The 14,407-nt window shown below is 63.6% G+C and carries 11 protein-coding genes; 6 read left to right on the top strand and 5 right to left on the bottom strand.

All coding sequences use genetic code 11. The features are described from left to right. The first annotated feature begins 563 nt into the window (after window positions 1-563). A complete protein-coding gene (locus OOZ51_RS02545) occupies window positions 564-782 on the top strand; it encodes a hypothetical protein (protein WP_265977327.1) in 219 nt (72 codons plus the stop codon). Between the two features lie 102 nt (window positions 783-884). On the opposite strand, the gene OOZ51_RS02540 is transcribed toward OOZ51_RS02545, so the two are convergent. The 5 genes from OOZ51_RS02540 to OOZ51_RS02520 form a co-directional block, all read right to left on the bottom strand. Beyond that, on the bottom strand, window positions 885-1,940 hold the full coding sequence (locus OOZ51_RS02540) for a DegV family protein (protein ID WP_265977326.1): 1,056 nt from the start codon (window positions 1,938-1,940) through the stop codon (window positions 885-887). A gap of 57 nt (window positions 1,941-1,997) precedes the next feature. After that, window positions 1,998-4,526 carry a leucine--tRNA ligase gene (gene leuS / locus OOZ51_RS02535; protein ID WP_265977638.1) on the bottom strand — a complete coding sequence of 843 codons (2,529 nt, stop codon included), beginning with the start codon at window positions 4,524-4,526 and terminating at the stop codon, window positions 1,998-2,000. A gap of 376 nt (window positions 4,527-4,902) precedes the next feature. Further along, entirely contained in the window at window positions 4,903-6,417 is a 1,515-nt protein-coding gene (gene glpK, locus OOZ51_RS02530; RefSeq protein ID WP_265977325.1) for a glycerol kinase GlpK, read from the bottom strand. A gap of 58 nt (window positions 6,418-6,475) precedes the next feature. Continuing rightward, window positions 6,476-7,225, bottom strand: a complete 750-nt coding sequence (locus tag OOZ51_RS02525; protein ID WP_184735076.1) for an MIP/aquaporin family protein — start codon at window positions 7,223-7,225, stop codon at window positions 6,476-6,478. A gap of 174 nt (window positions 7,226-7,399) precedes the next feature. Beyond that, window positions 7,400-9,214, bottom strand: a complete 1,815-nt coding sequence (locus OOZ51_RS02520; RefSeq protein ID WP_265977324.1) for a glycerol-3-phosphate dehydrogenase/oxidase — start codon at window positions 9,212-9,214, stop codon at window positions 7,400-7,402. Window positions 9,215-9,338: 124 nt separating this feature from the next. Between OOZ51_RS02520 and OOZ51_RS02515 the strand changes: the two genes are divergently transcribed. The 5 genes from OOZ51_RS02515 to OOZ51_RS02495 form a co-directional block, all read left to right on the top strand. Further along, a complete protein-coding gene (locus OOZ51_RS02515; protein ID WP_265977323.1) occupies window positions 9,339-10,301 on the top strand; it encodes a sugar-binding transcriptional regulator in 963 nt (320 codons plus the stop codon). A 54-nt stretch (window positions 10,302-10,355) separates the two neighbouring features. Next, window positions 10,356-11,237 (top strand): aldo/keto reductase, encoded by an 882-nt coding sequence (locus OOZ51_RS02510; RefSeq protein WP_265977322.1) that lies wholly within the window; start codon window positions 10,356-10,358, stop codon window positions 11,235-11,237. A gap of 10 nt (window positions 11,238-11,247) precedes the next feature. After that, window positions 11,248-12,192 (top strand): alpha/beta fold hydrolase, encoded by a 945-nt coding sequence (locus OOZ51_RS02505; protein WP_265977321.1) that lies wholly within the window; start codon window positions 11,248-11,250, stop codon window positions 12,190-12,192. Next, complete coding sequence (locus OOZ51_RS02500; protein ID WP_265977320.1) at window positions 12,189-13,271, top strand: glycosyltransferase family 4 protein; 1,083 nt, start codon at window positions 12,189-12,191, stop codon at window positions 13,269-13,271. Before OOZ51_RS02505 ends, OOZ51_RS02500 begins: the two co-directional genes overlap by 4 nt. 301 nt (window positions 13,272-13,572) lie before the next feature. Beyond that, a partial coding sequence (locus tag OOZ51_RS02495) for an IS110 family RNA-guided transposase (RefSeq protein WP_265977319.1) occupies window positions 13,573-14,407 on the top strand: 835 nt, incomplete at its 3' end.

The raw sequence follows: 14,407 nt of genomic DNA, 5'->3' as shown, positions 1-14,407 counted from the left end.
GCCACGTACTCGTTGCTTCAGGTGGTCTCCCGACGATCCACCCCTTGATCCGCTCCCCACGGGTTGCCCCCAATGAACCCTGTGGGTCTTCCGCTATTAGGTTGGCATGCGGTACCTACCGTGACGCGAAAACCGGCACGCATCTTCGGCCGTTGCCCAACGAGGTCGCCGCTGGCCTTTGCACGTTGGGGGGTTGCTGCCACGTCAACATTGCTTCATGTACCGAGACGTGCACGCTGACCAACTACTTCCACATCCGCTTTGCGTTTACGACCTTGTGATGACCCGGGATCACGCAGCGCTAGCCCCGAGAACGCCGAATAGCTCAGCAAGCAAGGAGGAGCGCAGTGACACGGCTGCAGCTCCCGGGGTGGGAATGGGATGAGGGTCGATCCCGCCAATTGATGGATCAAACCGCAGAGACATGTTCGGACATCCTGGGGGACGCCGGCATGGAGCCGTAACCAGGGCCGTGCCTGCCCACGCTGCGCCCTGTCACATAGTCGACCAGAAGTCCGGACACTCACGATAAAGTCGAACGGTCGACCACAGTTAGAACGAACGTGAGCCAGATCAAGAGTACGAAGTGCTACATCGAAGAGTACGAAAATGAGCGGGGCCAGCTGAGTGGCCGCCTTCGCGAGAAGGTGACGGGTCCAAAGGTCGATCCCGGCCTGACGGAGAGAAGCAAGCGGGACTTTCTTCGGTTCCTGAGCGGTGTGCACTCGCAGAAGACTGTGGGGTTCATCCACAACGAGAAGCTCTCCTACATGTATGCCTGACGGGCACGCCGTTCATAAATACCGTGCGCCCTGGCTCGGATCTTCTCAACCATGGGAAAGGCGAACGCGGCCGTGACATGTCCGCGGAGTTGGCAGTACTTTTCAGTCGCCGCCGGCGGACGGCTTCGCGAGGTCTTCGCCTGCCGCGGAACTGCTCGCGCTGGAACCGGCTGCCGCGACGCCAGGTGTACTGCTTTCCCCAACGACCACCACCAAAACGCCGAGGCCTGCGTGAGCTGCCAGAACGGCAGGCAGGGCACTGATCTGTGCAGGCGGGCATCCCAAGCAGTTCTCCCCCAGCCGCGACGCCAGCCGTTCGGCCTCTGCAAGGTTTCCAAAATGGTGCACGGCCAGCCGGGATTGTCCCGAAGGCCGGGAATTGACATCCGCAGCAACGATTTCTTCAAGCCGAGCGACGGCCTTAGCCGCCGAACGCACCCTCTCAAGCGGCACGATCTTGCCGTCGTCGACCGACAGGATCGGTTTGATGGACAGCATTGTTCCGAGCAAGGACGCAGCAGTGCCGATTCGTCCGCCGCGCCTTAGCTGCTCAAGGCTCGGCACGTAGAAATAGACCTTGGTGTGGTCCAATCGCTCCTCGGCAAAGCGACGGACTTCCGTGGCCGAACGGCCGTCTGCTGCGGCAACGAGAGCACTCTGGACACCCATGCCTAGCGCCATTCCCACGGTGCGCGAGTCAATGACCTCCACCGGGATTGCAACCCGCTGTGCAGCCAACCGGGCGGCATCGACGGTGCCGGACAACTCGGCGGAAATATGGATGGAGACGACAGCCTCGAAGCCGCGAGACTGCGCGGCGAGGTAAGCCTGTTCGAATTGCCCGGGTGAAGGACGTGAAGTCTTCACCGACGATCCGGCCGCTAAAGCCAGCGCCAGTGTCTCGGTGATGTCGTCTTCGCCCTCGCCGTAGATTTCTTCGCCCACCATGACAGGCATCGGTACGACGGCGAGACGCCCGTCCGCAACGAACGCCTTGACCCATTCGGCCGGCAGCGCGGCTGCCGAGTCAGTGACGACGGCGGTCCGCACGGCGGCAGGCGGCGGTTCAGCTCCGGCGCGACCCGGCGTCGTGGACTGACGCAGGCGGGCCAAACGTTCCTTGAGCCACAACCATGCGGGTGGTTCGCGGTCCGTCAACGGTGCCTCCTGGGCTGCTGGCCGGCCGCCGGCGAACACCGGCGGCCGTATTCCCGGCTAGGCCGGGACGATGTTGACCAGTTTAGGCGCGCGCACGATCACCGTGCGGATGCCACGGCCATCGAGTGCCCGCTGTACGTTTTCGCTCGCCAAGGCGAGCTCGCGAAGCGCGTCTTCGCTGATGTCAGGCGACACCTCGAGGCGGTCGCGGACCTTTCCTTGAACCTGCACGACAGCCGTCACAGTGTCCTGGACAAGAAGGGAGGCATCATGGGACGGCCAGCCAGCATTCGCCACGGAGGCCGGGTGGCCCAACTGGTTCCACAGGTCCTCGGCCGTGTACGGCGCGAAGAGGCTCAGGATGATCGCTACCGCCTCGGCGGCTTCACGGACCGCGGGATCTGCACCACCGGCACCGGCATCGATGGTCTTGCGGGTCGCATTGACCAGCTCCATCAGCTTGGCCACCACGACGTTGAACTTGTTGTTGTCCAACAGCTCTGCGGCGTCGGCGATGGTCCGGTGGGTGACGGTGCGGAGGGTGCGGTCACCGGTGGAGACATCGACACCCGGTTCGCTCGCGACGTCCTTGCCAAGGCGCCACGCACGGGCGAGGAACTTCGCCGAGCCCGACGGCGAGACGTCGGCCCAGTCGACGTCGTCCTCGGGCGGCGACGCGAAGACCATGGTCAGGCGAACGGCGTCGACGCCGAACTTGTCCAGCTGCTCGCCAAGATCCACGCCATTGCCGAGGGACTTGCTCATGGCCTTGCCGCCGTTGAGGACCTGTCCCTGGTTGAGCAGGGCGCTGAAGGGCTCGTCCGCTTCAAGCAAACCCATGTCGTGGATGACCTTGGTGAAGAAGCGGGCGTAAAGCAGGTGCAGGATGGCGTGCTCCACGCCGCCGACATATTGCCCGACGGGCATCCAGGCGTTGATCTTGGCCGGATCAAAAGGGCCCTCGGTGTAATGCGGGGAGACGAAGCGCAAGAAGTACCAGGACGAGTCAACGAACGTGTCCATGGTGTCCGTGTCGCGCTCGGCGGCCCGTCCGCAGTTCGGGCACTCGACGTTGACCCATTCCAGTGCCGCAGCGAGAGGAGACGTGCCCCTCGGCGACAGCGCTTCTCCGCGCAGGTTTTCAGGCAGGGTCACAGGCAGCTGATCGTCCGGTACCGGCACCTCGCCACATTCCGCGCAGTGGATGATGGGGATCGGAGTACCCCAGAAGCGCTGCCGGCTCAGGAGCCAGTCTCGCAGGCGGAAGTTGACGAACTTCTCCCCCGTGCCCAGCTTTTCCAGGATGTCGATGGCTGCAGGGATGGCCTCGGCCTTGGACAGACCGTCCAGTTCGCCGGAGTTCATCAGGGTGCCTTCGCCGGCGGTCGCAATGCCGGTTTCCACGGGATCTTCCCCACCGGTGTTCAGCACCGGACGCACCGGCAGGTTAAAGGCCCGGGCGAAATCGAGGTCGCGCTGGTCGTGGGCAGGGACTGCCATGATGGCGCCCGTGCCGTAGTCGGCAAGCACGTAGTCAGCGGCCCAGACCGGCAGCTTTTCGCCGTTGAGGGGGTTGATTGCGTAGCGGCCGGTGAACACACCGGTCTTCTCGCGCTCAGTGGACTGGCGCTCAATGTCCGACAAGGCCTTGACCTTTTCGCGGTAGGCCATGAGGGCGTCGTGGTGTTCGGGTGTGACCAGGTCCAGCGCCAGGTGGGCGTCTGCGGCGACAACGAAGAACGTTGCCCCATACAGGGTGTCCGGGCGGGTGGTGAAGACGGTGACCCCGCGCTCGGCGCGGCCGTCCGTGGCTTCGATGGCGAATCGCACGTGTGCACCCTCGGAGCGGCCTATCCAGTTGCGCTGCATCGCCAGCACTCGCTCGGGCCAGTGCCCCTGGAGCTCGGACATGTCATCCAGCAAGCGGTCAGCGTATTCAGTGATCTTAAAATACCACTGGTTGAGCGACTTCTTGGTCACGGGGGTTCCGCAGCGTTCGCAAGCACCGTTGACCACTTGTTCGTTGGCCAGGACGGTCAAGTCCTTCGGGCACCAGTTGACCGGGGAATCCTTACGGTAGGCCAGACCGCGCTCGTAGAAACGCTTGAACAGCCACTGTGTCCAGCGGTAGTACTCCGGGTCCGAAGTATGCAGCCGGCGGGACCAGTCCGCAGAGATGGCGTATCGTTTGAACGATGCAGCCTGCGTGTCGATGTTGGCGTAGGTCCACTCGCTGGGGTGGGCATTGCGCTTGATGGCGGCGTTTTCTGCCGGCAGGCCGAAGGAGTCCCAGCCGATGGGGTGCAGGACGTCGAAGCCCTTCTGCCGGAGGTAGCGTGCCACCACATCGCCCATGGCAAAAGCCTCGGCGTGGCCCATGTGGAGGTCGCCTGAAGGGTAGGGGAACATGTCCAGGACATAGCGCCGCTCACGGGATCCGTCATCAACAGGGGTGAAGACTTTTAGGTCTTCCCAGACCTGCGGCCACTTGGCCTCCATCGAGGCGAAGCTGTAGACACCCTCCTCGGGCGTCTCGCCTGCCACTGTTGACTGTGCTCCGGTTTCTGTCTCCGGCTGAACGCTCACTGCTGCCCTCTTCTGTTCTTCCATGACGGTTTTGCCTCCTGCTCCGGCCCCGGAAGGTCCCGGACACACAAAAGCCCCTCGGCAAGGAGGGGCGGCCGCTCGGTTCGCGTTGTCTAAGAATCGACGTTTACCGGGCGGCTAGCTAAGCAGAAGGATCGCACGCATAAAGCCACCTTACCGCTTTGTCATGTGTTGTGTGCAAACACGGAACAGACGCGGCAAGGAGGGGAAGGTTGAGGGAGGCCGCACTTCGCCCGGGTGTGGTGGGCACCGCGATGGGCCCACAGCTGCGAGGGCCCCGACGCGAGCTTGCGAGCGTTGGGAGCAGCTGGGGACGGGCGGGGCAAGTGCGGCCTCCTTCAACCGACGGTTGAACTTACTTAACGTCCTCGTCTACCCAATCCATGGACTTCGTGACAGCCTTCTTCCACAGGCGCATCTGCCGCTCCTGCTCTTCGGCCGGAAGCTGCGGCTCCCAGCGCTTGTCCTCGCCCCAGTTGGCGCTGAGTTCGCCGAGGTCCTTCCAGAAACCGACCGCGAGCCCGGCCGCGTACGCCGCACCCAGGGCCGTGGTTTCCACGACTTTCGGACGGACCACGGGGACGCCCAGGATGTCCGCCTGGAACTGCATGAGCGCCTCATTGGCGACCATACCGCCGTCGACCTTCAACTCGGTCAGTGGAACGCCCGAGTCCGCGTTGACGGCGTCGAGCACTTCGCGGGTCTGGAACGCAGTAGCCTCCAACGCTGCGCGGGCGATATGGCCCTTGTTGGCGAAACGGGTCAGTCCCACGATGGCTCCGCGGGCGTCGGCGCGCCAGTACGGGGCGAACAGGCCGGAGAACGCCGGAACAATGTACACGCCGCCGTTGTCCTCGACGCCGGCCGCAAGCGTCTCCACCTCGGGAGCTGAGCTGATCATGCCAAGGTTGTCGCGCAGCCACTGGATCAGCGAACCCGTGACGGCGATGGAACCTTCCAACGCGTAGTGCGGTTTGGCATCGCCCAGCTTGTAGCCCAATGTGGTCAGGAGGCCGTTCTTCGAGTGGACGATCTCCTCGCCCGTGTTGAAGATCAGGAAGCAGCCGGTGCCGTAGGTGTTCTTGGCTTCGCCGGCCTGGAACGCCGCCTGGCCAAAGGTTGCCGCTTGTTGGTCACCGAGGATGCCCGCGACGGGCACCTCGCGCAGCAGTTGGGACGTGTGCACGGTGCCGTAGACCTCGGAAGAGGACTTGATGGCAGGCATCATCGATGCCGGCACGCCGAACGCGTCCAGAATGTCCTGGTCCCATTGCAAGGTGTCGAGGTCCATGAACATGGTGCGCGAGGCGTTGGTGACGTCCGTGGCGTGCACGCCGCCGTCGACGCCGCCGGTCAGGTTCCACAGGACCCAGCAGTCGGTGTTGCCGAAGATGAGGTCCCCGGCTTCAGCCTTGGCTCGCGCGCCTTCAACGTTGTCCAGGATCCACTTGATCTTGGTCCCGGAGAAGTAGGTTGCCAAAGGCAGGCCGACCTTCTGCTTGAAGCGCTCGGGTCCACCGTCCTTGGCCAGTTCGTCCACGATCGACTGCGTACGCGTGTCCTGCCAGACGATCGCGTTGTAGATGGGTTCGCCCGTGTTCTTATCCCACACGACGGCGGTTTCGCGCTGGTTCGTGATGCCGACGGCGGCGATGTCATGCCGGGTCAGGTTCGCTTTGGAGAGCGCCGAGCCAATGACCTCACGGGTGTTGTCCCAGATTTCGACCGGGTTGTGCTCCACCCATCCGGCCTGGGGGAAGATCTGTTCGTGTTCCATCTGGCCGGAGGAAACGATGTTTCCCGAGTGGTCGAAAACGATGGCGCGCGAGCTGGTGGTTCCCTGGTCAATGGCGATGACGTATTGCGACATTTTGACGTCCTTGTCTGATTGCTTGGGTGTGGATGCGGGATAGGTGTTGAGCGGAGTACTACTTGGCGATGGTCGCCATGATCGGCACTGAGTGGGCAACCAGGCCCGCGATGGTTCCGCCCAGGAGCGGTCCGACCACGGGAACCCACGAGTATGCCCAGTCGCTGGAGCCCTTGCCCTTGATTGGCAGGATGGCGTGGGCGATGCGCGGACCGAGGTCACGGGCCGGGTTGATGGCATAGCCCGTGGGCCCGCCAAGGGACGCGCCGATACCTACGACGAGCAGGGCCACTGCGAGCGGTCCGAGGCCGGACGGAGTGCCGCCGAATGTCAGGATCACGAAGACAAGCACAAAAGTGCCGATGATTTCTGTTACGAGGTTCCAGGGGTATGAGCGGATAGCCGGACCCGTGGAGAACACCGCGAGTTTGCTTGCTGCCAGCGGCTCGGCGTCGAAGTGCTGCTTGTGGGCGAGCCACGCGAAGATGGCGCCGAGGAAGGCGCCGGTCAGTTCTCCGCCGAAGTAGGTGAACGTGGACGCCGCGCTCACGGCTACCCCTGGGGCGAACTCGGCCTTGCCGTCAACCAAGAGGCCAAGCGTGACGGCCGGGTTCAGGTGCGCGCCGGACATAGCCGCCACGTATACGCCAGCAAATACAGCGATGCCCCAGCCAAAATTCACCATCAGGAACCCGCCGTTGTTACCCTTTGTGCCTTTCAGCGCGACGTTTGCCACAACGCCACAACCGAGCAGGGTAAGCATTCCGGTTCCGAACACTTCGGAAAGGAAAACAATTCCGAGAGACATCTTTGACTCCTCATTTTCTTCTGTTGTCAGCCCCCGCAGATTTGTTGGGGGCCGTTGGTCCGGCGTCTGTTAGCGCCGTCCCGGTTGCGGTGATCCCTGGCGGAGCGGAGCACCGCAACCCTTGTGTCGCGGCTTCATGGCCGGACAATCAAGCTGATGTGACGTACATTACGTTCATGCGACGAGGCTGTGAACAGTCACCCCATGAAAACGTTGAAGCACCTCCTGTGCGCGTTGGATTTCCGCGTCATGCTGCGCCGAATCCCAGCCAAGCGGCCCGGAGAGGACCGCGGCGATTTCGTTGAGCAGCTCCCCTGTCACGAGTCCGCGGAAGGCCAACGAGGTGCGGCGAATAAGGACATCCACGAGGTGCCCGATCTGTTCGTTGGCAGCCATGAATTCCAACTCCCGGACGCTGAGTTCGTTCGTGGAACGCAGTTTCCGGTCCTCGCCCGCCTTGAGGAACGCGATGACATCCTCGGCACGGGTACCGTAGCGGGTCAGCAAGCCGCTGACGCGATCGGCGTCGAGGCCGGGAGCCATGTGCTTCTTGACCCAGTCCTGGATGCCGTCCTCGCTGTCCGGGAAGCCGGAGCCGCCGCCGATGGCGAGCTTCGCCGTCGACACCTTGCGTTCCATGCCCAGCTCGCGGAGGACATCGTTACTCAGGTGTTCGGCGAGGGCGCGGAAGGTGGTCCATTTTCCGCCGATCAATGAGAGGACGACGCCGGGCTTGCCGCCTTGGGTGGCTGCGGCACCGGAGGCCGGACGCTCGCTCCGTTCGATGCGGTAATCGCGTGACACGAAACCCGGTTGGGTATCATCGTGGCGCGGCAGCGGGCGGACCCCGGCGAAGCTGTAGACGATGTGGCTGCGGTCCACCGTGATAGATGGGAAGACGTGCCCCACCAGGTCGAAGAAGTAGTCAATCTCGGCTTCGGTGCACACGGCGTCCTGGGCCATGTCGGCGTCGACGTCGGTGGTGCCCACCAGGACGCGGTCACCCAGCGGATAGATCAGGACGATCCGTCCGTCAGTGTGCTCAAAGAAGATCTCCCTGCCCCCACAGGCCGCAAGCAGTTCCGGGTGATCCAGCACAATGTGGGAGCCTTTGGTTCCGCCCATGAAACGGCTCGCGGCCCCCATGGCCTTGTTGGTGAGGTCCACCCAGGCACCGGTGGTGTTGACGATGACGTCGGCCTGGAAGCTGAATTCTTCGCCGGTAAGTTCATCGCGCAGCAAAACGGCGCTGGCCGCGCCGGCGGCGGAGTCCATCGAGGCAGAGTCCATCGAGACGAGGGAGACGTAGTTGCTGGCGCGTGCGCTGCCACCGGGCAGGTCACTTCCGATGCCGGCCTTTTCGCCGTCCTGGAGCACATCGAGCGTCAAGCGCTCTGGATTGTGCACGGAGGCGTCAAAGTAGGTGGCTGCGTATTTGATGCCGGGGTGCAGCCGCGGCAACTCCGCAAGTGCCTTTCCCCTGCCGCGGAACTGATGGCGCGGCACGCTGCCGCCGTCGCGGGAGAAGAAGTCGTACATGCTCAGTCCGAGCTTGATGAGGAAGGCGCCACGTTCCGTCGGCTTGCCTTGCTTGTGCGTGAGGAAGCGTGCGGGGGCGGACAGTATCCCGGAAAAGGTGCTGAAGATGGGGATGGTTGTCTGCAACGGCTTCACGTAGTGCGGGGCGATCTTCAGGAGGCGGTTGCGCTCGACCACGGATTCCTGCACGAGGCGGAATTCCCCATTCTCGAGGTAGCGGATACCGCCGTGGATCATGTGGGACGAAGCCCCGCTGGCGCCCTGGCAGTAGTCACCGCGCTCCACGAGTGCGACATCCACTCCCTGCAGCGCCAGATCACGGAAAGTGCCGACGCCGTTGATCCCGCCTCCGATGATCAGCACCTGGGCTTTCGGCCGTTCGCGAAGTGCCGAAGCGGAGGTTCGACGTGGTGATCCTGCTGCGGAACCGGAAATGCTGGTGTGTCCCAAAACTGCTCCCTTGGGCTTTGGTATGAGCGCTGCATCACTTGACGGCGCACCTTGCACAACTATTCTTCGAAAGAGTGGAAAATGAAATCAAGCTATTTGCACAAACGTGCAGAACGGAATCCAGATGCCACGCGTACGACATTCAGAGGCCCTCCGGGCAGCGCAGATGTACTACCTCCAGGACCTCACGATGGACGCCATCGCCCGCGAACTTAGGACTTCGCGTTCAACGGTTTCCCGGTTGTTGTCCTCGGCCCGCGAGTCGGGACTGGTGCAGATCCAAATCCGGAGTCCACTTGACTCCGCCCCCGAACTGGAACGGATGATCCGCAGCCACTACGGCGTCGACGTACACGTGGTCCCTGTCCTGGACACCTTGAACGAGGCGGAAACCCTTGACCGGGTGGCGATGCAGGCAGCACGCACTATCGGTCCACTTGTCGATTCCAACGCCATTATCGGCGTGGCCTGGGGTGCGACCATCAGCGCCGTCAGCAGGCACTTGACCCGCAAGATCACACACGGCAGCACTATCGTGCAGCTCAATGGCGCCGGGAACATGCAGACTACCGGCATCACCTACGCGAGTGACATCATGCGCCGTTTCGGCATTGCCTATGGCGCGCGGGTGGAACAGTTCCCCGTGCCCGCCTTCTTCGACCACGCTTCCACCAAGACCGCCATGTGGAATGAGCGCAGCGTCCAACGCGTGCTCGACCTCCAAGCGAGGATGAGTATCGCGATCTTCGGTGTCGGGTCGGTCCATTCGGACTATCCCAGCCACGTCTACGCGGGCGGCTACCTCGATGAATCCGACTTGAATCTGCTGGCCAGCTCCGACGTCGTGGGGGACGTTGCCACCGTCTTCTTCCGTGCCGACGGCTCTTCCGACGGGATCACCCTCAACGAACGTTCCACCGGTCCAAGCCACGAGCAACTGAGGCAGGTCCGGCGCCGCATCTGCGTCGTTTCGGGCGCATCCAAGATCAGCGGCCTGCGGGGTGCATTGGCGGCTAGGCTGGCTACGGATCTGATCCTGGATGAGGCCACCGCAAAGCGCTTGGTGAGCTTCGGGGGCCTGTCCTGAATATTTGGCTGGTCCTGAATCATTCCCGGCATCGAGGTAGGTAGAGTCTTGGCTATGAAACCCTCGCCTAGGCTCAGTCTCAACAACGGTGTCTTGATTGACCAGTTGGGGTTCGGGCTCTATAAGGTGCCACCGGCGGACGCCACTTCTGTGGTCGCCACCGCGCTAGGCGCCGGCTACAGGCACTTCGACACCGCCGCAATGTACGGCAACGAGACCGGGGTAGGCCGCGGCATAGGCAGCGCCGTGATACCCCCGGCCGGTGTGGAAGGCACCACCGGAGGCTCCGGGGAGGGCACGCACTCGCTCTCGCGCGAAGACGTCTTTGTCACGACGAAGCTCTGGAACGACGATCACGGCTATGACTCCACTCTCCGGGCTTTCGATAACTCCATGGCCAATCTCGGCCTGGACTACGTCGATCTGTACCTGATCCACTGGCCTTGCGCCGGCCGCGGCCTGTTCCAGGAGAGCTACCGGGCCATGGAGACCCTGTACCGTGAAGGCCGCGTGCGCGCGATCGGAGTTTCCAATTTCCAGCCGGCCCACCTCGAATCGCTGATGCAGAAAGCCGAAGTGGTTCCCGCTGTGAACCAGATTGAACTGCACCCATGGCTGCAGCAGCCAAAGCTCCGGATCCTGCACGAGCAATTGCGTATCCGCACCGAGGCCTGGAGCCCGTTGGGGCGCGGACAGGTCCTCCAGGATCCAGCCGTGCGCGCGCTGGCGGACAAGTATGGCAAGACGCCAGCACAAATCATCATCCGCTGGCACCTCCAGCTGGGGAACATCGTGATTCCCAAAGCGAGCACCCCGGCACGCATCCAGGAGAACTTCAATGTCTTCGCCTTCGAGCTTGACACCGAAGACATGGACGGCCTTGCCACCCTCGAACGCCACCACCGCACCGGGTCACACCCGGACAATGTCAACTAGGACCCCTCGAATGGAACAAGTGGACACCCACTCCCCCGAACCCACCCCAGCCTCCCCACGGGAGTTCTTCAGCAAGGCCCTGGCGTCCCGGACCAGCGCCTCGGACATCGATCTTGACGGCAGCAACGTCGCGTATTGGTGCTACGAACCGGTCGCCGCGACAGCGACCACACGAACCATCCTGGTCATCCATGGTTTCCGCGGCGACCACCACGGCCTGCTCCGGGTGGCAGACCATTTGCCCGAGATGCGGATCATCATGCCGGACCTTCCAGGCTTCGGCAATTCGGAACCTTTTGCCGGAGACCCCCACACGGTGGAACGCTATGGAAAATTCATCACCGGCTTCATGGCGGCCCTGGGTCTGGGGCCGGACACGGTTTTGCTCGGTCATTCCTTCGGATCCATCGTCGCCAGCCACTTCGCCGCCTCGAACCCGGGTGCGATCCGTCCACTGATCCTGGTTAATCCCATCGCGGCCCCCGCGCTCGAGGGGCCAAAGGGCCTCATGACCAAGCTGGCAGTCATGTACTACCAGGTCTCTGCCAAGCTCCCGCGCAGGCTGGGACTCGCCGTCTTGCGCAGCCGCCTGATTGTTCGCGTCATGAGCGCCACCATGGCCAAGACCCGCGACAAGGAACTCCGTGCCTTCGTCCATGGGCAGCACGATGCGTACTTCTCCGCCTTCGCCGACCGCGCCAGCCTTCTGGAGTCCTTCCGGGCCTCCGTGTCCAGCCATGTAGCCGAGGTCGCCAGCCAACTGGACCTTCCGGTGTTGCTGGTCGCCGGCGAAAAGGATGAGATCGCGCTGCTCCGGGACCAGCACAAACTGCTGGAGCTCTTGCCCGACGGCGCGCTGGTAGTGATTCCCGACGTCGGGCATTTGATCCATTACGAGACACCGGCGCCGGCCGCCGCCGCCATCCGCAGCTTCCTGGAGGAACACCCCGCGTGAAAATCGTCATCGACGCCCGCTTCACCCGCACGGACCATCACGACGGCATCAGCCGCTACGGTTCGAGCCTCATAGCGGCGACGTCCAAGATCGCGGATGTCACCATGCTGATCAGCGACAAACGCCAGTTGGCGCTCCTTCCGGACGTCCGCTACGTGCTCATCAGCAGCCCGCTGTCGCCGCGCGAACTATTCGTGGCGCGCGAAGTGAACAAGCTCGGCGCCGACGTGGTGGTTTGCCCTATGCAGACCATGGGAACCCTGGGCCGGAAGTATGGCTTGGTCCTGACCCTGCACGACCTCATCTACTATGAGCACCCGGCCCCTCCGGGCTTCCTGCCGGCACCCGTCCGGTTGCTGTGGCGGCTCTACCACAAGGCCTACTGGCCGCAGCGCCTGCTGCTTAATCGGGCGGACGTCGTAGCCACCATCAGCCACACCACTGAGTCGCTCATGGCGAAGTTCAATTTGACCCGCCGGCCTGTGCGGATCGTGGGCAACGCACCACAACCAGGCCAGACGCCGCGCGATCCGGAGGGCGGCGCCGAGAAGTCCCTGCTCTACATGGGCTCGTTCATGCCGTACAAAAACGTGGAGACAATGATCCAGGGCATGTCTGACTTGCCCGGATTCACGCTGCATCTTCTGAGCAGGATCACCCCCCAGCGCCGTGCCGAGCTCGAGCCCCTGGTGCCGCCGGGTGCCCGGGTCGAATTCCACAACGGCGTCACGGATGCCGAGTACGATTCCCTGTTGATCCGCGCCACTGCCCTGGTCAGCCTATCCAAGGCGGAAGGTTATGGGCTGCCCCTGGTTGAGGCCATGGCACTTGGCACTCCCGTGATCGCCAGCGACATTCCCATCTTCCGCGAGGTCGGTGCGGATGCCGTGAGCTATGTGCACCCGGATTCGCCCGCCGAATTTGCTGCGGCCGTCAGGGCCCTTGAAGACGAGGAGCTGTGGCAAGCGCGCTCCCGCCGTTCAGTGGAACGCGCGGCCGAATTCAACTGGGACGAATCGGCCCGTCAATTGTTGGCGGTGGCCGAAGAGGTAGTGGCGATGCGCAGCCGCAAGGGCTAGAGGATATGAAGTGAAGGCAGATCCTGCCCGTCCGGGCCGGGGCCATTATCGCCGGGGCGGTCCCGCAGCGCCGGCTTGGTGTGATGCGTTGACTCCCGCGAGGAGGGCGGCGCTGCGGGGGCCTGGAACCCCGGCGGTGATGTCCTCTATCCCGGACGGGGAACGTGAGGGCAAGCGGGTATGGGGGCCGGGGCCTTCTGTTTCACAGGGCCGTGGGTTGCCATTGACGGCTCCCTTGGCCTGACGGCTCCCCGGGGAGTGCAATGGTAGTGCCACATGTGAGGTTTGGGAGGTCCCGGCTATGTTCGAGCATACTTTCATTGGTCTGGATGTTCACGCGGTCAACGTGGTGGGCCACGCGCTGAACCCGGGCACGGGTGAGATCAACACCCACACCATGGCTGCTGACCCTGCGATGGTGCTGCAATGGGTCCGCCGGTTCGGCCCGGGCGTCAAGGTCGTCTACGAGTCCGGCCCTACCGGGTTCGTCCTTGCCCGGTACCTGCGGGCAGCGGGCATCAACTGTGTGGTCGCGGCGTCCTCGAAACTGCTGCGCGCTCCCGGGGACCGCATTAAAACCGATCGGCGGGATGCCCGGGTGCTGGCCGAGATGCTCGCGGTGGGCTCGGTGACCGAGGTGCGGATCCCGGACGTGGAGGAAGAAGCGTTGCGGGACCTGTCCCGGCTGCGCTCGGGCACGGCCAGCGACCTCGCGCACGCCCGCCAGCACGTGAACGCCGTCCTGCTGCGCCACGGCATCCGCTACCCCAAGGACACCCGGTGGACGAAGGAACACAGCCTGTGGCTGCACCGCCAGCACTTCGGGGAACCGGCGCTGCAGTTCACCTATCAGGCCGATCTCGAGCAGGCCGAGCTGCTCGCCGGGCACCTTGCGCGCATCGATAAGCAGGTCGCGGCCACGGCCGCGGCGTCCGGCTACTCCCCGGTGATTGAGGCGTTGATGTGCCTGCGCGGCATCCAGATGACGACCGCGTTCGGGCTGGCCGTGGAGATCGGGGACTGGACCCGGTTCACCGGTTCGTCCATCGGCTCCTACCTCGGGCTGGTGCCCAGCGAGAACTCCTCGGGCCAGTCCCGGCACCAGGGTCCGATCACCAAGGCCGGGAACACCTACG

Origin of the sequence: Arthrobacter rhizophilus, from assembly GCF_026241105.1 — a bacterium.
GTDB lineage: Bacteria > Actinomycetota > Actinomycetes > Actinomycetales > Micrococcaceae > Arthrobacter.
This window is presented reverse-complemented; position numbering and strand designations above follow the sequence as displayed.